The organism is Pseudomonas sp. Emmai, from assembly GCF_055179735.1.
Map to the genome: position 1 here is coordinate 1,627,578 of NZ_CM143685.1, position 19,677 is coordinate 1,647,254.

Annotated in this window: 16 protein-coding genes; 15 read left to right on the forward strand and 1 reads right to left on the reverse strand. The window is 59.2% G+C overall.

Annotation, left to right across the window (positions count from 1 at the left end; all coding sequences use genetic code 11):
* The first annotated feature begins 31 nt into the window (after positions 1–31).
* The 15 genes from bamA to ispD all read left to right on the forward strand — a co-directional run bounded on the left by bamA (position 32) and on the right by ispD (position 18,678).
* Complete coding sequence (gene bamA / locus ACY4LX_RS07170) at positions 32–2,422, forward strand: outer membrane protein assembly factor BamA (protein WP_463259528.1); 2,391 nt, start codon at positions 32–34, stop codon at positions 2,420–2,422.
* 42 nt (positions 2,423–2,464) lie between these two features.
* Positions 2,465–2,968 carry an OmpH/Skp family outer membrane protein gene (locus tag ACY4LX_RS07175; protein WP_092272436.1) on the forward strand — a complete coding sequence of 168 codons (504 nt, stop codon included), beginning with the start codon at positions 2,465–2,467 and terminating at the stop codon, positions 2,966–2,968.
* 3 nt (positions 2,969–2,971) lie between these two features.
* Entirely contained in the window at positions 2,972–4,027 is a 1,056-nt protein-coding gene (gene lpxD / locus ACY4LX_RS07180) for a UDP-3-O-(3-hydroxymyristoyl)glucosamine N-acyltransferase (protein ID WP_463259529.1), read from the forward strand.
* Positions 4,028–4,135: 108 nt separating this feature from the next.
* Positions 4,136–4,576 carry a 3-hydroxyacyl-ACP dehydratase FabZ gene (fabZ, locus tag ACY4LX_RS07185; RefSeq protein ID WP_017336708.1) on the forward strand — a complete coding sequence of 147 codons (441 nt, stop codon included), beginning with the start codon at positions 4,136–4,138 and terminating at the stop codon, positions 4,574–4,576.
* Positions 4,573–5,349: an acyl-ACP--UDP-N-acetylglucosamine O-acyltransferase gene (lpxA, locus tag ACY4LX_RS07190; protein ID WP_149657375.1), complete on the forward strand. Its 777-nt coding sequence runs from the start codon at positions 4,573–4,575 to the stop codon at positions 5,347–5,349. Before fabZ ends, lpxA begins: the two co-directional genes overlap by 4 nt.
* Before the next feature lie 2 nt (positions 5,350–5,351).
* A complete protein-coding gene (gene lpxB, locus ACY4LX_RS07195; protein WP_463259530.1) occupies positions 5,352–6,482 on the forward strand; it encodes a lipid-A-disaccharide synthase in 1,131 nt (376 codons plus the stop codon).
* 11 nt (positions 6,483–6,493) lie between these two features.
* Positions 6,494–7,120 (forward strand): ribonuclease HII, encoded by a 627-nt coding sequence (rnhB, locus tag ACY4LX_RS07200; protein WP_054047172.1) that lies wholly within the window; start codon positions 6,494–6,496, stop codon positions 7,118–7,120.
* Positions 7,121–7,196: 76 nt separating this feature from the next.
* The gene (dnaE, locus tag ACY4LX_RS07205) at positions 7,197–10,718 is read left to right on the forward strand and encodes a DNA polymerase III subunit alpha (protein WP_149657373.1); all 3,522 of its coding nucleotides are present in this window, start codon (positions 7,197–7,199) and stop codon (positions 10,716–10,718) included.
* A gap of 140 nt (positions 10,719–10,858) precedes the next feature.
* On the forward strand, positions 10,859–11,806 hold the full coding sequence (locus tag ACY4LX_RS07210) for an acetyl-CoA carboxylase carboxyltransferase subunit alpha (protein ID WP_149657372.1): 948 nt from the start codon (positions 10,859–10,861) through the stop codon (positions 11,804–11,806).
* A 208-nt stretch (positions 11,807–12,014) separates the two neighbouring features.
* Positions 12,015–13,328, forward strand: coding sequence for a tRNA lysidine(34) synthetase TilS (gene tilS / locus ACY4LX_RS07215; protein ID WP_463259531.1), 1,314 nt, complete (start codon positions 12,015–12,017; stop codon positions 13,326–13,328).
* Between the two features lie 274 nt (positions 13,329–13,602).
* Positions 13,603–15,234, forward strand: a complete 1,632-nt coding sequence (locus ACY4LX_RS07220; protein ID WP_149657370.1) for a CTP synthase — start codon at positions 13,603–13,605, stop codon at positions 15,232–15,234.
* A gap of 5 nt (positions 15,235–15,239) precedes the next feature.
* Positions 15,240–16,085, forward strand: coding sequence for a 3-deoxy-8-phosphooctulonate synthase (gene kdsA, locus ACY4LX_RS07225; protein WP_149657369.1), 846 nt, complete (start codon positions 15,240–15,242; stop codon positions 16,083–16,085).
* 147 nt (positions 16,086–16,232) lie between these two features.
* Complete coding sequence (gene eno, locus ACY4LX_RS07230; protein WP_123405778.1) at positions 16,233–17,522, forward strand: phosphopyruvate hydratase; 1,290 nt, start codon at positions 16,233–16,235, stop codon at positions 17,520–17,522.
* Between the two features lie 173 nt (positions 17,523–17,695).
* Entirely contained in the window at positions 17,696–17,974 is a 279-nt protein-coding gene (gene ftsB, locus ACY4LX_RS07235) for a cell division protein FtsB (protein WP_008028992.1), read from the forward strand.
* Positions 17,971–18,678 carry a 2-C-methyl-D-erythritol 4-phosphate cytidylyltransferase gene (gene ispD / locus ACY4LX_RS07240; RefSeq protein ID WP_149657368.1) on the forward strand — a complete coding sequence of 236 codons (708 nt, stop codon included), beginning with the start codon at positions 17,971–17,973 and terminating at the stop codon, positions 18,676–18,678. The genes ftsB and ispD overlap by 4 nt, the downstream gene beginning before the upstream one ends.
* 86 nt (positions 18,679–18,764) lie before the next feature.
* On the opposite strand, the gene ACY4LX_RS07245 is transcribed toward ispD, so the two are convergent.
* On the reverse strand, positions 18,765–19,661 hold the full coding sequence (locus ACY4LX_RS07245; protein ID WP_463259532.1) for a LysR family transcriptional regulator: 897 nt from the start codon (positions 19,659–19,661) through the stop codon (positions 18,765–18,767).
* Between the last annotated feature and the right edge of the window lie 16 nt (positions 19,662–19,677).

Sequence of the window (19,677 nt, forward strand, 5' to 3'; positions counted from 1 at the left end):
TTTATTGCCAGTTGGAATAAGAAAGGACTTCATGAAACGTCTGCTGCTAACTGCGGTTCTCACCGTATTGATGATCGCCGAAGTTCACGCCGAGTCCTTCACTATCTCTGATATTCGCGTCAATGGCCTCCAGCGGGTCTCCGCGGGTAGTGTCTTTGGTGCCTTGCCGTTGAACGTCGGTGAACAGGCGGATGATCGTCGCCTGGTGGAATCCACTCGTGCGTTGTTCAAAACCGGTTTCTTTCAAGATATCCAGCTGGGTCGCGAAGGCAATGTCCTCGTTATCACGGTCGTCGAGCGTCCGTCGGTCGCGAGTATCGAGATCGAGGGTAACAAGGCTATCTCCACTGAAGACCTGATGAAGGGCCTCAAGCAATCCGGCCTGTCCGAAGGCGAGATCTTCCAGCGTGCCACCCTCGAAGGTGTGCGTAACGAACTGCAGCGCCAGTATGTCGCGCAGGGTCGTTACTCGGCGACCGTCGACACCGAAGTGGTGGCGCAGCCGCGTAACCGCGTGGCGTTGAAGGTCAATATCAACGAAGGCACCGTTGCCGCTATCCAGCACATCAACGTGGTGGGTAACACGGTCTTCCCCGATGACGACCTGATCGACCTGTTCGAACTCAAGACCACCAACTGGCTGTCGTTCTTCAAGAACGATGACAAGTACGCTCGCGAGAAACTCTCCGGTGACCTGGAGCGTCTGCGCTCCTACTATCTGGACCGCGGCTATATCAACATGGATATCGCTTCGACCCAGGTCTCCATCACCCCGGACAAAAAACACGTCTACATCACGGTCAACGTCAACGAAGGCGAGAAATACACCGTTCGTGACGTGAAGCTCAGTGGTGACCTGAAAGTGCCTGAAGACCAGGTCAAGTCCCTGCTGCTGGTCCAGAAAGGCCAGGTGTTCTCGCGCAAGCTGATGACCACGACTTCGGAACTGATCACGCGTCGTCTGGGTAACGAGGGTTACACCTTCGCCAACGTCAACGGCGTGCCTCAGCCTCACGATGACGATCACACGGTAGACATCACGTTCGCTGTTGATCCGGGCAAGCGTGCCTACGTGAACCGCATCAACTTCCGTGGCAACACCAAGTCCGAAGACGAAGTGCTGCGTCGTGAAATGCGCCAGATGGAAGGTGGCTGGGCTTCGACCTACCTGATCGACCAATCCAAGACCCGTCTTGAGCGTCTGGGCTTCTTCAAGGAAGTGAACGTCGAAACCCCGGCCGTGCCGGGCGTGGACGATCAGGTGGACGTGAACTACAGCGTTGAAGAACAGGCTTCCGGTTCGATTACCGCCAGTGTCGGTTTCGCCCAGAGCGCCGGTCTGATCCTCGGTGGTTCGATCACCCAGAACAACTTCCTGGGTACGGGTAACAAGGTCAGCATCGGACTGACCCGAAGCCAATACCAGAGCCGCTATAACTTCGGTTATGTCGACCCGTACTGGACCGCTGACGGTGTGAGCCTGGGCTACAACGCGTTCTATCGCACCACTGACTACAAAGACCTCGATGTCGATGTTGCAAGCTATGCGGTAGACAGCCTGGGTGCTGGCGTCAGCGTCGGCTACCCGATCAGCGAGACTTCGCGTCTGACCTTTGGCCTGACTGCACAGCAGGACAAGATCAAGACCGGTCAATACACCGTCGACGAGATTTTCGACTTCGTAAACCGTGAAGGCGACAGCTACCTGAACTTCAAGGCGTCCGCCGGCTGGTCCGAGTCCACGTTGAACAAAGGCGTACTGGCGACCCGTGGCCATTCCCAGAGCCTGACTCTGGAAACCACGACCCCTGGCAGCGACCTGTCTTTCTTCAAACTCGATTACCGCGGTCAGTTGTTCCAGCCAATCACCGAGAACTACACCGTACGCCTGCACACCGAACTCGGTTACGGCGACGGCTACGGTTCAACCGACGGCTTGCCGTTCTATGAAAACTACTATGCTGGTGGTTTCAACTCGGTTCGTGGCTTCAAGGACAGTACCCTTGGTCCGCGCAGTACGCCGAGCCGTGGTCAGGGTGTAACGGGTAACGCCGGTACGCTAGCCGACCCGGACCAGGATCCGCTGCCGTTCGGTGGTAACGTCCTGATCCAGGGTGGCGTCGAAGTGTTGTTCCCGCTGCCATTCGTCAAGGATCAGCGTTCCCTGCGTACTTCGGTATTCTGGGATGTGGGTAACGTATTCGACTCCAAGTGCGACAAGACGACGAACGCCAATGTCGGTTCGACCTCTCAAACAGAGTGCAACGACATCAGCCTGAGCAACGTAGCCAGTTCCGTCGGTGTCGGCGTGACATGGGTTACCGCACTGGGTCCTCTGAGCTTCGCGTTGGCCATGCCGGTCAAGAAACCGGATAACGCTGAAACCCAAGTGTTCCAATTCTCCCTCGGCCAGACGTTCTAAGCGTCTGACCCATAACGACAATGGATTTTGTAGGAGTGCATCGTGCGTAAGTTGACTCAATTGGTTCTCCTGGCGACCGTACTGGTAGCAGGTCCGGCTTTTGCCGACATGAAAATCGCCGTCCTGAACTATCAGATGGCCCTGCTTGAATCCGACGCGGCGAAAAAATACGCCGTGGACGCGGAGAAGAAGTTCGGCCCGCAGCTGAGCAAACTCAAGACGCTGGAAAGCAGTGCCAAAGGTATCCAGGATCGTCTGGTAGCCGGTGGTGACAAGATGCAGCAAGGCGAACGCGAACGCCTGGAGCTTGAGTTCAAGCAAAAGGCCCGTGACTTTCAGTTCCAGTCCAAGGAATTGAACGAAGCCAAAGCCGTTGCCGACCGTGAAATGCTGAAGCAGCTCAAGCCGAAACTGGACAGCGCTGTGGAAGAAGTCATCAAGAAAGGTGCTTTTGACCTGGTCTTCGAGCGTGGCGCAGTGATTGATGTCAAACCTCAGTACGACATCACTCGCCAGGTTATCGAGCGCATGAATCAGCTGAAGTAATCCATGACAGCGACTATAAAGCTCGGCCAATTGGCCGAGTTCCTCGGCGCCACCCTACGTGGCGACCCGGAGAAAGAAATTACTGGGCTAGCCACTTTGCAAGAGGCTGGCCCAGCTCAGTTGAGCTTTCTGGCAAACCCGCAATACCGCAAATACCTGCCGGACAGTAAAGCCGCAGCCCTGTTGCTCAAGGCCGCCGACGCTGAAGGTTTTGCCGGTAATGCGCTGGTCGTGCCTGATCCTTACCTGGCTTACGCCCGTATTTCCCATCTGTTCGATCCCAAGCCGAAAGCGGCTGCCGGTATTCATCCGACAGCGGTCGTGGCGGCGGACGCGGTGGTCGATCCGGCGGCAAGCATCGGGGCCTTTGCGGTGATCGAAAGCGCCGCGCGTATTGCCGCGGGTGTGACCGTCGGGGCGCATTGCTTCATCGGTGCGCGATGCGAGATTGGTGAGGGAGGCTGGCTGGCTCCGCGGGTCACGCTGTACCACGACGTGCGCATTGGCAAACGCGTGGTGATTCAGTCGGGTGCCGTGCTCGGTGGTGAAGGTTTCGGTTTTGCCAATGAGAAAGGTGTCTGGCAGAAGATCGCCCAGATTGGTGGCGTGCTGGTCGGCGACGATGTGGAGATTGGCGTGAACACCGCCATCGACCGTGGTGCGTTGGCCGATACCATTCTTGGTAACGGTGTGAAGCTCGACAATCAGATCCAGATCGCCCACAACGTCCAGGTCGGTGATCACACTGCCATGGCCGCGTGCGTGGGGATCTCCGGCAGCACCAAGATCGGCAAGCACTGCATGCTCGCCGGCGGTGTAGGGCTGGTGGGGCATATCGAGATTTGCGACAACGTTTTCCTGACCGGGATGACCATGGTGACCCACTCGATTACCGAGCCGGGTTCCTACTCTTCCGGTACAGCCATGCAACCGGCTGCCGAGTGGCGCAAAAGCGCGGCACGCATCCGTCAGCTCGATGACATCGCGCGGCGTCTGCGACAGCTGGAAAAGCGAGTAGGGGAAGTGACCCCTGGCGGTAATGCTTCATCAGATGGCTGATACCATTTCCATATCAAGTGTGCACAGCCGCTAGACTGCCTCCTTGATTTGCTAGAGGGGTGCGCGTCAGTCGCGCTCTCCCAATCTTTACATAGGCTTCCCCCCGAAATGATGGACATCAACGAGATTCGCGAATACCTGCCTCACCGTTACCCGTTCCTGCTGGTGGACCGGGTCGTGGAACTGGATGTGGAAGGCAAGCGCATTCGCGCCTACAAGAATGTCAGCATCAACGAACCGTTCTTCAATGGTCACTTCCCTGCGCATCCAATCATGCCGGGCGTACTGATCATCGAAGCAATGGCTCAGGCTGCCGGTATCCTTGGTTTCAAAATGCTCGACGTGAAGCCTGCTGACGGCACGCTTTACTACTTCGTCGGCTCTGACAAGCTGCGTTTTCGCCAGCCTGTCACCCCAGGCGATCAGTTGATCCTCGAAGCCCGCTTCATCAGCTGCAAGCGCCAGATCTGGAAGTTCGAATGCCAGGCTTCGGTCGACGGCAAGCCAGTCTGCTCCGCTGAAATCATCTGCGCGGAACGCAAACTATGAGTTTGGTTGACCCTCGCGCAATCATCGATCCGACAGCCATCCTGGCTGACGACGTCGAGGTCGGCCCATGGTCGATCATCGGCGCTGGTGTGGAAATCGGCGAGGGGACAGTGATCGGGCCGCATGTGATTCTCAAGGGCCCGACCCGTATCGGTAAGCACAACCGCATCTACCAGTTTTCCTCGGTAGGTGAGGACACGCCCGATCTGAAATACAAAGGCGAAGAAACTCGCCTGGTCATCGGTGACCACAACGTTATCCGCGAAGGCGTAACGATTCACCGTGGCACCGTGCAGGACCGTTCGGAAACCACGCTGGGTGATCACAACCTGATCATGGCGTATGCCCATATCGGTCACGATAGCGTGATCGGCAACCACTGCATTCTGGTCAACAACACCGCGTTGGCCGGCCATGTGCACGTTGAAGATTGGGCGATCCTGTCCGGCTTCACCCTGGTTCACCAGTATTGCCACATCGGCGCCCATAGTTTCTCCGGCATGGGCACCGCTATTGGCAAGGACGTGCCCGCGTACGTCACGGTATTCGGCAATCCGGCCGAAGCCCGCAGCATGAACTTCGAAGGCATGCGCCGTCGTGGTTTCAGCGAAGACGCGATCCACGCGCTGCGTCGTGCCTACAAGGTGGTTTACCGCCAGGGCCTGACAGTCGAGCAGGCGCTCGCCGAACTGGCCGAACCTTCGGCACAGTTTCCGGAAGTCGCGGTGTTCCGTGATTCCATCCAGTCCTCGACCCGCGGCATCACTCGCTAATCATGGCTAATCTGCGTATTGCGCTGGTAGCGGGTGAGGCTTCCGGTGACATTCTGGGCGCCGGTCTGATGCGCGCGCTCAAGGCCCGGCATCCGGCGGTGGAATTCATCGGTGTCGGTGGTCCGCTGATGCAGGCCGAAGGCCTGACGTCGTACTTCCCGATGGAACGTCTTTCGGTCATGGGCCTGGTGGAAGTGCTGGGCCGCTTGCGCGAACTGCTGGCCCGACGCAAGAAGCTGATTGCGGATCTGATCGCCGAAAAGCCGGACGTATTCATCGGCATCGATGCCCCGGATTTCACCCTCAATATCGAACTCAAGCTGCGTCAGGCCGGGATCAAGACCGTGCATTACGTCAGCCCGTCGGTCTGGGCCTGGCGGCAAAAGCGGGTGTTGAAGATTCGCGAAGGCTGCGACCTGATGCTGACGCTGTTCCCGTTCGAAGCGAAGTTCTATGAAGAGAAAGGCGTGCCGGTGCGGTTTGTCGGGCACTCCCTGGCCGATGCGATTCCGCTGCAAGCCGATCGCGCAGCAGCGCGGGCTGAGCTGGGCTTGCCCGACGGTCCGTTGGTGGCGTTGATGCCCGGTAGCCGTGGCGGTGAAGTCGGCCGTCTCGGCGCGTTGTTCCTCGACACCGCCCAGCGCCTGCGCGCCCTGCGCCCCGGCGTGCGCTTTGTCATGCCATGCGCCAGTCCGCAGCGCCGGGCCCAGCTCGAAGAGCTGTTGGCCGGTCGCGATCTGCCGCTGACCTTGCTCGATGGTAAATCCCATCTGGCCCTGGCCGCCTGCGACGCAGTGTTGATCGCCTCTGGTACGGCGACGCTCGAAGCATTGTTGTACAAACGGCCGATGGTGGTTGCCTATCGCCTGGCACCGCTGACGTTCTGGATTCTCAAGCGCATGGTGAAAAGTCCCTACGTTTCGTTGCCGAACTTGCTGGCCCATCGCCTGCTGGTGCCCGAGTTGCTGCAGGACGATGCGACGGTCGAAGCCCTGGCCCAGACCCTGTCCCCGCTGATCGACGGCGGCGAAGAACAGACCCGCGGCTTTGATGAAATCCACCGCACCTTGCGTCTGGACGCCTCCAACCAGGCGGCGGACGCCGTGCTGAATCTGATCGGCCACGTACAATGAGTAAGACAAGCATGCAAATGGGGCTGGATTTCACCTTGGTCGCTGAAGTGGAAGATTTGGTTGCCGGTGTCGACGAAGTCGGTCGCGGTCCGCTCTGCGGCGCCGTGGTCACGGCTGCGGTGATTCTCGACCCGAATCGGCCGATCCTCGGCCTGAACGATTCGAAGAAGCTCACCGAAGCCCGCCGCGAAAAGCTCTACGACGAAATCTGCGAGAAGGCCCTGAGCTGGCACATCGCCCGGGCCGAAGTCGAAGAAATCGACGAGCTGAACATTCTGCACGCCACCATGCTGGCCATGCAGCGCGCCATCGAAGGCCTGCACATCCAGCCGAAACTGGCGATGATCGACGGCAACCGTTGCCCGAAATTGTCCATGCGCGCCGAAGCGGTGGTGCAGGGCGACGGCAAGGTGCCGGCCATCGCCGCCGCGTCGATTCTGGCCAAGGTCAGTCGCGACCGTGAAATGGCTGCTTTCGAATTGATTTACCCGGGTTACGGCATTGGCGGCCACAAAGGCTACCCGACGCCCGTTCATCTGGAAGCCCTGGCCCGATTGGGGCCGACCCCCATCCATCGCCGTTCGTTCGCCCCGGTCCGCCTGGCTTACGAGGCGCGGGAAAACCTGATCGAGAGTTAGTCGCAAGGCTGATGTTTTTCCCAAGGCCCGGTACAATCCGGGCCTTGTTGTCTTCACGTTTACAGACAGGATCACTATGCCGGCTTCATTCGTTCACCTACGCCTGCACACTGAATATTCCCTGGTCGACGGTCTGGTGCGGATCAAACCGCTGGTCAAGACCCTGGTCGGCATGAACATGCCTGCCGTGGCGGTCACTGACCAGAACAACATGTGTTCCCTGGTCAAATTCTATAAAGCCTCGATGGGCGCGGGCATCAAGCCAATCTGCGGCGCCGACCTGTGGCTGTCGAACAAGGATCCGGATAACGCCCTGAGCCGGATCAGCCTGCTGGCGATGAACGCCGTCGGCTATCGCAACCTCACCGAACTGATCTCCCGTGGCTTCATCGACGGCCAGCGCAACGGCTCGATCATCATCGAGCGCGAATGGGTGGCCGAAGCCAGCGAAGGCTTGATCATGCTGTCGGCGGCGAAAGAGGGCGAAATCGGCCTGGCCCTGCTCGGCGGCAACCCCGCCGAAGCCGAAACCCTGGCGCGTGAATGGATGACGGTGTTCCCGGATCGTTTCTATCTGGAGATCCAGCGCACCAACCGTCCCAACGACGAAGAACAACTGCACGGTGCCGTGGCCCTGGCCGAGAAGATCGGCGCGCCGCTGGTGGCGACCAACGACGTGCGCTTCATCAAGCAGGAAGACTTCGAAGCTCACGAAACCCGCGTTTGCATCGGTGAGGGCCGCGCCCTCGACGATCCGCGGCGTTCGAAAAACTACAGCGACCAGCAATACCTCAAAAGCGCCGAGGAAATGGCCGAGCTGTTCAGCGACATTCCCGAAGCGCTGGAAAACACCGTCGAGATCGCCAAGCGCTGCAACATCGAAGTGAAGCTGGGCAAGCACTTCCTGCCCAACTTCCCGATTCCCGATGGCATGACCATCGACGAGTATTTCCGCAAGGTGTCCTTCGACGGCCTGGAGGAGCGCCTGACCGTCCTGCTGCCCAAGGACACCACCGAAGACTACGAAGCCAAGCGCCAGGTCTACGTCGACCGGTTGAATTTTGAGCTGGATATCATCATCCAGATGGGGTTCCCCGGTTACTTCCTGATCGTGATGGACTTTATCCAGTGGGCCAAGAGCAACGGTGTGCCGGTAGGTCCGGGCCGGGGGTCGGGTGCCGGGTCGCTGGTGGCCTATGTGCAGAAGATCACCGACCTCGACCCGCTGGAATATGACCTGCTGTTCGAACGTTTTCTTAACCCGGAACGGGTATCGATGCCCGACTTCGACGTCGACTTCTGCATGGATGGCCGCGACCGGGTAATCGAATACGTGGCCGAGAAGTACGGCCGCAACGCGGTCAGCCAGATCATCACCTTTGGTTCCATGGCCGCCAAGGCTGTGGTCCGCGACGTGGCGCGGGTGCAGGGCAAGTCCTACGGGCTGGCGGATCGTCTGTCGAAGATGATTCCGTTCGAAGTCGGCATGACCCTGGAAAAAGCCTACGAACAGGAAGAAATCCTGCGCGACTTCATCAAGGTCGATGAAGAAGCCGCGGAAATCTGGGAAATGGCGCGCAAGCTCGAAGGCGTAGTGCGTAACGTCGGCAAGCACGCCGGTGGTGTGGTTATCGCCCCGACCAAGTTGACTGACTTCTCGCCGATCTATTGCGATGAGGCCGGTGACGGTCTGGTCACCCAGTTCGACAAGGACGACGTCGAGGCTGCCGGTCTGGTGAAGTTCGACTTCCTCGGTCTGCGGACCCTGACGGTTATCGACTGGGCGCTGAAAACCATCAACCGCGACCGCGCCAAGGTCGATCAGCCGCCGCTGGACATCGCTTTCATCCCGCTGGATGACAAGCCGACGTACCAGTTGCTGCAAAAAGCTGAAACCACCGCGGTGTTCCAGCTTGAATCCCGCGGCATGAAAGAGCTGATCAAAAAGCTCAAGCCCGACTGCCTGGAAGACTTGATCGCACTGGTGGCCCTGTTCCGTCCGGGGCCGTTGCAGTCAGGCATGGTTGACGACTTTATCAACCGTAAGCACGGTCGCGCCGAATTGGCGTACCCGCACTCGGACTACCAGTACGAAGGCCTCAAGCCGGTATTGGCGCCGACGTACGGCATCATCCTGTACCAGGAACAGGTGATGCAGATCGCCCAGGTCATGGCCGGTTACACCCTCGGTGGTGCGGACATGCTGCGTCGGGCCATGGGTAAGAAAAAACCCGAAGAAATGGCCAAGCAACGCGGCGGTTTCATTGAGGGTTGCGCCACCAACAATATCGACGCCGACCTGGCCGGTAACATTTTCGACCTGGTAGAGAAATTCGCCGGTTACGGCTTCAACAAGTCTCACTCGGCCGCCTACGGTCTGGTGTCGTACCAGACGGCGTGGCTGAAAACCCATTACCCGGCGCCGTTCATGGCCGCGGTACTGTCGGCGGATATGCACAACACCGACAAGGTCGTGACCTTGATCGAAGAAATTCGCACCATGAAGCTGCGTCTCGACGCGCCGGATGTGAATACGTCGGAGTTCAAGTTCACGGTGAACGAGGAAGGCCGGATCATCTACGGCCTCGGCGCGATCAAGGGTGTGGGCGAAGGTCCGGTGGAAGCGATCACCGAGGCGCGTCAGGCCGGTCCATTCAAGGATCTGTTCGACTTCTGCGCCCGGGTTGACCTCAAGCGCATCAACAAGCGGACCCTCGACGGTCTGATCCGCAGCGGTGCGCTGGATCGTCTCGGTCCTTACTTTCATGATGAGCAGAAAGCCTACCAGGCCAATATCGACCGTAACCGGGCGGTGTTGCTCAATGCCATGGAAGGGGCGATCAAGGCTGCCGAACAAACCCTGCGTACCAAAGACAGCGGTCACGTTGACCTGTTTGGCGGCCTGTTCGTCGAAGAAGACGCCGACGTCTACGCCAATAACCGCAAGGCCAAGGAACTGACCCTCAAGGAACGCCTGAAAGGGGAGAAAGACACCCTGGGCCTGTACCTGACCGGTCACCCGATCGACGAATACGAAGGCGAGATCCGCCGTTTCGCCCGCCAGCGCATCATCGACCTGAAACCGGCGCGCGATACCCAAACCGTCGCCGGCATGATCATCGCCCTGCGGGTGATGAAGAACAAAAAGGGCGACAAGATGGGGTTCATCACCCTTGACGACCGCTCGGGCCGGATCGAAGCGTCGCTGTTTGCCGAGGCGTTCCACTCCGCGCAGTCGCTGTTGCAGACCGACGCGATGGTGGTGGTCGAAGGCGAAGTCAGTAACGACGACTTCTCCGGTGGCTTGCGCCTGCGAGTCAAGCGGGTGATGAGCATGGAAGATGCGCGCACCAACCTGGCCGAAAGCCTGCGCCTGAAGCTGCACACCCAGGATTTGAAAGGCGATCAGCTACGCTGGCTGGGTGAGCTGTTCAAGCGTCACCGCGGTGCGTGCCCGATCACCATGGAGTACACCAGTCCTGATGCGAAGGCCTTGCTGCAGTTCGGCGAGACCTGGCGGATCGACCCGGCGGATGCCTTGATTCAAGCCCTGCGTGACCAGTTCGGGCGAGACAACGTCTTCCTCCAATACCGTTGACGGTCAGGCTCTATTGATAGGGCCTGATCTCGACCTGAATTTTTAATCTCGACCTGAACGCGCCTCTCCCTTAAGGTAGGGCGCGAATAGACAACCGGCCGGCCCAAGCTCCCTTGGAAGTCGACCCAAGACGGACGCCTATGAACCCGAATTTTCTAGATTTCGAACAGCCGATCGCCGACCTGCAAGCCAAGATCGAAGAGTTGCGCTTGGTCGGTAATGACAATTCGCTGAATATCGGCGATGAGATCTCCCGCCTGCAGGACAAAAGCAGCACGCTGACCGAAGACATCTTCGGCAAGCTGACCAGCTGGCAGATCGCGCGTCTGGCGCGTCACCCGAAACGTCCATACACCCTGGACTACATCGAACATATCTTCACCGAGTTCGACGAACTGCACGGCGACCGTCACTTCTCCGACGACGCAGCCATCGTTGGCGGCATTGCTCGTCTGGACGACCAGCCGGTGATGATCATCGGTCACCAGAAAGGCCGTGAAGTGCGCGAGAAGGTTCGCCGCAACTTCGGCATGCCGCGTCCGGAGGGCTACCGCAAGGCGTGCCGCCTGATGGAAATGGCCGAGCGCTTCAAGATGCCAATCCTGACCTTCATCGACACCCCGGGTGCTTACCCTGGCATCGACGCTGAAGAGCGCAACCAGAGCGAAGCGATTGCCTGGAACCTGCGTGTCATGGCGCGCCTGAAAACCCCGATCATCGCCACCGTCATCGGTGAAGGTGGTTCCGGCGGTGCGTTGGCGATTGGTGTTTGTGACCAGCTGAACATGCTGCAGTACTCGACCTACGCGGTAATTTCGCCGGAAGGTTGCGCCTCGATCCTGTGGAAAACCGCCGAGAAAGCCCCGGATGCCGCTGAAGCCATGGGCATCACCGCCGAGCGCCTGAAAGGCCTGGGCATCGTGGACAAGGTGATCGGCGAGCCTTTGGGCGGCGCCCACCGCGACCCGGCTGCCGCCGCTGCCTCGATCCGTGCCGAGCTGAGCTCGCAACTGGCGATGCTGAAGAAGTTTGATAATGAAGCGCTGCTCAAGCGTCGTTACGAACGTCTGATGAGCTACGGTCTCTGATCGAACGCTCCTGCATCACCCTGTAGGAGCGGGGCTTGCTGTGGCGAGGGGCTTGCCCCCGTTGGACGACGAAGTAGTCCCAAATGAAGTCGATGCGTTCGGTTGGAATGCATCGACTTTTTGCGACGGCTTTGCCGTCGAACGGGGCAAGCCCCTCGCCACAAGTCATCGCGGGCAAGCTTTGCTCCTACACGGTTTTGGTGCGTCCATGTCACTTCACGCGCAATTGCTCAAGCAACTTGATCCTTGGCGCAATGCCAATACCTGGCGCATCGCCTTCTCCGGCGGCCTGGACTCCACCGTCCTGCTGCACCTTCTAGCTCACCTCGCCAAAATCCAATCCCTGCCGGCGCTCAGCGCGATCCATGTCCATCACGGCCTCCAGGCTGCCGCGGATGCGTGGCCGGAACATTGCCAATCAGTCTGTGATGCCCTCGGTGTGCCGCTAGAGGTTGTTCGCGTGCAGGTTCGACCCGGCGCCAGCCTGGAGCGTGCCGCCCGGGATGCGCGCTATGGCGCCTTCATCGCGGCGACACACATCAACGATGTACTGCTGACCGCCCAGCACCGCGACGATCAGGCCGAAACCCTGTTGTTTCGACTGTTGCGCGGGGCCGGGGTAAGGGGGCTGTCGGGAATGCCGGTCGAACGTGGCTTGGGTCAGGGGCATTTGCTTCGGCCGTTGCTGGAGGTCACTCGGGCGGAACTCGAGGCTTATGCCGTCGAGCATCAATTGAGCTGGATCGAAGATCCTTCGAATGAGGATCAGCAGTTCTCGCGCAATTATCTGCGTCATCAAGTGTTCCCGGTGCTGACCCAGCGTTGGCCGCAAGCGCAGGCGACCATGGCCCGCAGTGCGGCGCATCTGCGCGAAGCCCAAGGGTTACTGGATGAGTTGGCGGTGATCGATTTGGCCGAGGCAGGCAGTCGCAGTGATTTCGATTGGCTGGGATTGCCGTCTCTGGCACTGGCTTCATTGGAAAAACTGTCCGGTGCACGTCAACGCAATGCCTTGAGTTGCTGGTTAAAGACGCGGACACGCCTGCCGGACAGTGACCATTGGTCGGGTTGGCAGGATCTGCGCGATGCCACCGGTGATGCTCGTCCGATCTGGCGTCTGGCGGACGGTGAATTGCACCGGGCGAGCGGGCGTATCTGGTGGCTGTCCGGTGCCTGGCTACGTACGCCACCGGTGGCCGGACGCTGGGCCGATCCCACATTGCCGCTGGCGTTGCCGGACAATGGCTTGCTCACGCTGAGCGGGCAAATCCCCGCTGGCCCGCTGCAGATCCGCTATCGTGAAGGAGGCGAGATCATGCATTTGCCCGACCGCGGTCACCGCGACCTTAAGCGTTTGCTTAACGAAAGGGCTGTCCCGGCATTCGCCCGTGGCAGATTGCCGCTGCTCTATCGCGGCGAGCAACTGCTGGCTGTAGCGGGGTTGCAGGGGTTGAATGGCTGCACAGCGGAAGGCTGGAATTTACAGTGGCAGCCGCAAACCGAAGATCAAGGTTTGAGCTGAAAGGGGCTTTCCGGTAGACTACGCTCCCTTCTTGATACAACTTCTGTGGATTCGCCTGAATTGCAGGAGTTGCCGATTACCAAGCAGTCTTTGCTGGGCGATTCCAAAAAATGTGTAGCGAGCAACGCACCGGTGTTTCATCTCCCGGTCTGTCCCAACGCGGCGGTTTTTTTGAAAGATGCACTGTGATTAATGCAGGTGATCGGGGGCTTCGGCCTTCCTTCGCTTTCCCCGGCGGCTCGGACCGCTTTAACGCAGACTTCTAGGGTTTTTCATGACGCGCTACATATTCGTCACGGGCGGTGTTGTTTCTTCATTGGGGAAAGGCATTGCCTCGGCTTCATTGGCGGCCATCCTGGAGGCGCGGGGACTTAAGGTCACCATGCTGAAGCTGGACCCGTACATCAACGTTGACCCGGGCACCATGAGCCCGTTCCAGCACGGTGAAGTGTTCGTCACCCACGACGGCGCCGAGACCGACCTGGACCTGGGCCACTACGAGCGGTTCATCCGCACGACCATGACCCAGAACAACAACTTCACCACTGGCCGTGTCTACGAACACGTGCTGCGCAAAGAGCGCCGTGGTGATTACCTGGGCGCCACCATCCAGGTGATCCCGCACATCACCGACGAAATCAAGCGCCGGATCATCAAGGGCGCCGGCGATGCCGACGTGGCCATGGTCGAGATCGGTGGCACCGTGGGGGACATCGAGTCGCAACCGTTCCTCGAAGCGATCCGTCAATTGCGTTTCGAAGTCGGCGCCAAGCGCGCGATGCTGATGCACCTGACACTGGTGCCGTACATCGCCACTGCCGGCGAAACCAAAACCAAGCCAACCCAGCACTCGGTCAAGGAACTGCGTTCCATCGGCCTGCAACCTGACGTGCTGGTGTGCCGCTCCGATCACCCGATCGACATCTCGTCCCGTCGCAAGATCGCGCAATTCACCAACGTTGAAGAACGTGCGGTGATCGCCCTGGAAGACGCCGACACCATCTACAAGATCCCGGGCATCCTGCATTCCCAGGGCCTGGATGATTTCGTTGTCGAGCGTTTCGGCCTGCAATGTGGCGGCGCCGATCTGTCCGAGTGGGAAGCCGTGGTCGACGCCAAGCTCAACCCTGAGCACGAAGTCACCATCGCCATGGTCGGCAAGTACATGGAACTGCTGGATGCGTACAAGTCGCTGATCGAAGCGATGAGTCACGCCGGCATCAGCAACCGCACCAAGGTCAACCTGCGCTACATCGATTCCGAAGACATCGAAAACCAGGGTACTGCGCTGCTCGAAGGTGTCGACGCGATCCTCGTACCGGGCGGCTTCGGTCTGCGTGGCGTGGAAGGCAAGATCACTGCCGTTCAATTCGCTCGCGAAAACAAGGTTCCGTATCTGGGCATCTGCCTGGGCATGCAAGTGGCCGTGATCGAGTTCGCTCGTAACGTGCTGGGCTGGAAAGACGCCAACTCCACCGAGTTCGATCGCACCAGCGGTCACCCGGTCGTGGGCCTGATCACCGAATGGGAAGATGCCACCGGCGCGGTCGAAACCCGTACCGAATCGTCCGACCTGGGCGGCACCATGCGCCTCGGCGCACAGGATTGCCTGCTGGAGCCGGGTTCGCTGGTTCACGATTGCTATGCCAAGGACGTGATTGTCGAGCGTCACCGCCATCGCTACGAAGTGAACAACAACCTGCTGCCGCAAATCATGGAAGCCGGGCTGAAAATCTCCGGTCGCTCCGGTGATGGCGCGCTGGTTGAAGTGGTTGAAGCCCCGGATCATCCTTGGTTCGTCGCTTGCCAGTTCCACCCTGAGTTCACCTCGACCCCGCGTGACGGCCACCCGCTGTTCACTGGCTTCGTCAAAGCAGCGTTGACTCAACACCAGAAGAAGGCATAAATCCGATGGCGCAGAAGATCATCCGTGTAGGCGATATCGAGATTGCCAACGACAAGCCAATGGTGCTTTTCGGTGGCATGAACGTGCTGGAAAGCCGCGACATGGCGATGCAGGTCTGCGAAGAATACGTAAAGGTCACCGGGAAACTCGGTATCCCTTACGTGTTCAAGGCCAGTTTCGACAAGGCTAACCGTTCCTCCGTGACCTCTTACCGTGGCCCCGGCCTGGAAGAGGGCATGCGGATCTTCCAGGACATCAAGCAAGCCTTCGGCGTGCCGATCATCACCGACGTCCACGAGCCTGAACAGGCCGCGGTCGTCGCTGAAGTCTGCGACATCATCCAGTTGCCGGCCTTCCTGTCGCGCCAGACCGACCTCGTGGTCGCGATGGCCAAGACCGGCGCGGTGATCAACATCAAGAAAGCCCAGTTCCTTGCACCGCACGAGATGAAACACATCCTGAGCAAGTGCGTGGAAGCGGGTAACGATCAGTTGATCCTCTGCGAGCGCGGTTCGAGCTTCGGCTACAACAACCTGGTCGTCGACATGCTCGGCTTCGGCATCATGAAGCAGTTCGAATACCCGGTGTTCTTCGACGTGACCCACTCGCTGCAAATGCCTGGCGGTCGTTCCGATTCCGCTGGCGGTCGCCGCGCCCAGGTCACCGATCTGGCCAAGGCCGGCATCAGCCAGTCCCTGGCGGGCCTGTTCCTCGAAGCCCACCCGGATCCGGACAACGCCAAATGCGACGGCCCTTGCGCCTTGCGCCTGGACAAACTGGAGCCATTCCTGGCCCAGCTCAAAGCGTTGGACGAACTGGTGAAGAGTTTTCCGACGGTAGAAACCGCGTAAACCTCTTTTCTCCGTGTAGGAGCTGAGCTTGCTCGCGAAGGCGCCCGAGAGAGCGCCGCTAGCCAACCAGTCTTATGTAACAATGCGACCCACAAGTTATAAATCGATCAGTACGAGCGTTTCGTCAACTTTGGAGTGTTTACAACAATGGCAAAAATCGTCGACATCAAAGGTCGTGAAGTTCTCGACTCCCGTGGCAATCCCACCGTCGAAGCGGACGTGCTTCTCGATAACGGCATCATCGGTAGCGCCTGCGCGCCGTCCGGTGCTTCCACTGGCTCGCGTGAAGCACTCGAGCTGCGTGATGGCGACAAGAGCCGTTACCTGGGCAAGGGCGTACTCAAAGCCGTAGGCAACATCAACGGTCCGATTCGCGACCTGCTGTTGGGTAAAGACCCAAGCGACCAGAAAGCCCTCGATCACGCGATGATCAAGCTCGACGGTACTGAAAACAAAGGTTCCCTGGGCGCCAACGCGATCCTCGCCGTTTCCCTGGCTGCCGCCAAGGCCGCAGCACAGGACCAGGACCTGCCGCTGTACGCTCACATTGCCAACCTGAACGGCACCCCGGGTGTCTACTCGATGCCGGTTCCGATGATGAACATCATCAACGGTGGCGAGCACGCCGATAACAACGTCGACATCCAGGAATTCATGGTTCAGCCGGTTGGCGCCAAGTCTTTCTCGGAAGGCCTGCGCATGGGCACCGAGATTTTCCATCACCTCAAAGCGGTGCTGAAGGCCCGTGGCCTGAGCACTGCTGTCGGTGACGAAGGTGGTTTCGCGCCGAACCTGGCGTCCAACGAAGATGCGTTGAAAGTGATCTCCGAAGCCGTGGCCAACGCCGGTTACAAGCTGGGCACCGACGTGACCCTGGCTCTGGACTGCGCGGCCAGCGAATTCTACGAAGACGGTAAATACAATCTGGCCGGCGAAGGCCATGTCTTCACCTCCGAAGGTTTTGCTGACTACCTCAAAGGCCTGACTGAGCGCTACCCGATCATCTCCATCGAAGATGGCCTGGACGAGTCCGACTGGGCTGGCTGGAAAGTCCTCACCGACAAGATCGGCGAGAAAATCCAACTGGTGGGCGACGACCTGTTCGTGACCAACACCAAGATCCTGAAAGAAGGCATCGACAAAAAGATCGCCAACTCGATCCTGATCAAGTTCAACCAGATCGGCACCCTGACCGAAACCCTGGAAGCCATCCAGATGGCCAAGGCCGCAGGTTACACTGCCGTGATCTCGCACCGCTCAGGCGAAACCGAAGATTCGACCATTGCCGATCTGGCCGTGGGCACGTCGGCTGGCCAGATCAAGACCGGCTCCCTGTGCCGTTCCGATCGCGTTTCCAAGTACAACCAACTGCTGCGTATCGAAGAGCAGTTGAATGGCAAAGCCAAGTACAACGGCCGCAGCGAGTTCCGCGGCTAAGCTGTACGTGGTAAAAAAAGACACCGGATTGTGTCGGAAAAATCGCGACAGCGACGTTTTTGCCACTAATCTGATGCCTTAAGAGCACAAGCCTGGGTCTTCCAGGCTTCGTGCTATCAGAAGCTTCATAGTTTTGGCATGGCTGTCTTTTTTCACTGGATACCTGATATTCGATGCGCAGTCCCAATTGGTTGTTCCTCGTCTTGCTCCTGCTGCTGGCTGGCCTGCAGTACCGCCTGTGGGTGGGAAATGGCAGTCTGGCGCAAGTGGCCGAGCTGACTCAGCAGATCGCGGATCAACATGCTGAGAATGAAGGCTTGCTGGAACGCAATCGGGTGATGGACGCCGAAGTCAGCGAGTTGAAAAAGGGCATGGAGACCGTTGAAGAGCGGGCTCGTCATGAGCTGGGCATGGTCAAGGACGGTGAAACCCTTTACCAGTTGGCTCAATGATCCAGACGTTACCGGCCTTCTGGGCCGTGATTCCTGCCGCGGGCGTCGGTGCCCGTATGGCCGCGGACCGTCCCAAGCAATATTTGCAACTGGGCGGGCGCACTATTCTCGAACACAGCCTCGGCTGTTTCCTTGATCATCCGTCCCTGAAGGGGTTGGTGGTCAGTCTTGCTATCGATGATCCTTATTGGCCGAACCTGGCCTGCGCTTCCGATGCTCGCATTCAGCGAGTCGAGGGCGGCGCGGAGCGGTCCGGGTCGGTGCTCAATGCGTTGCTGCATTTGCATGCGTTGGGGGCTGGCGATGAGGATTGGGTGCTGGTGCACGATGCCGCACGGCCGAACCTGGCCCGGGACGATCTCGACAAGTTGTTGAGTGAACTGGCGGACGATCCGGTCGGTGGGTTGTTGGCGGTGCCTGCGCGGGACACCCTCAAGCGCGTCGACAAAAACGGGCGTGTGCTGGAAACCGTGGATCGCAGCGTGATCTGGCAGGCTTACACGCCGCAGATGTTTCGCCTCGGTGCGCTTCATCGGGCGTTGGCGGACAGTCTGGTCGCGGATGTTGTCATCACCGATGAAGCGTCGGCGATGGAATGGTCGGGGCTCGCGCCGCGCTTGATCGAGGGGCGCTCCGACAATATCAAGGTCACTCGGCCTGAAGATCTTGAATGGTTGCGCCAGCGTTGGGCTAACCGCCGCTAAAAGATCGCAGCCTGCGGCCGCTCCTGCAGGGTGTACACAAGTCCCGCGGAGCTGCCGAAGGCTGCGATCTTTAGATCTTCAAACCCTCAATTCCGATACTCCGGCCGCTCAGCCAACCCTTCCTTCAAATAATCCACCAACTTGCGCACCTTCGGCGACAAGTGCCGTTGCTGTGGATAAAGCGCCCACACCGCTGTGTTCGGCGGTTGATGCGCCTCCAGCAATGAAATCAACGCGCCGCTGTGCAGATGCTCCAGCACGTAATAATCCGGCAACTGACACAGCCCGACCCCTTGCAGCGCCGCATCCAACACCGCTTGCCCACTGTTGCAGCGCCAGTTTCCCTGCACCCGTTGCGAAAATTCCCGCCCGTTCTGCTCCAGTTGCCACAGGTCCGAACTGCCGATGAGGCAATTGTGCCGGTTCAATTCCGACAAGCTGTGTGGGCGACCGTACCGTTCCAGGTAGGACGGGGACGCGCACAAATACATGCGTCGCGGTGCCAAACGGGTCGACACCAGCCGCGAGTCTTGCAGGCGACCGAGGCGGATCGCCAGATCCAGGCCTTCGTGCACCAGATCGAGCTGACGGTTGCTCAGTTCAATGTCGATACGCAATTGTGGATAGAGGCCCATGAATCGGGTCACCAGCGGCACAATGAAGCGTTCGCCATACGCCACGGCGCAGGTCATGCGCAGCATGCCCTTGGGTTCGCTGGTCAGGTCACCGACCGCACGCAACGCTTCTTCTCGTCCGTCCTGCAAACGCTGGCAATGTTGCAGGAAGGTTTGCCCGGCCTCGGTCAGGGTGACTCGACGGGTGCTGCGATACAGCAGTCGCGTCTGAAGGCGTTCTTCCAGGCGTACGATTTGTCGACTGACATGGGAGGACGAAACCCCAAGACGCTCCGCCGCCGCGGTGAATTGGCTGCACTCGGCGACGGCGACGAACTCGTCGATCCCTTCCCAGCGGTTTTCGGACATTTAGGATTATCCCTGT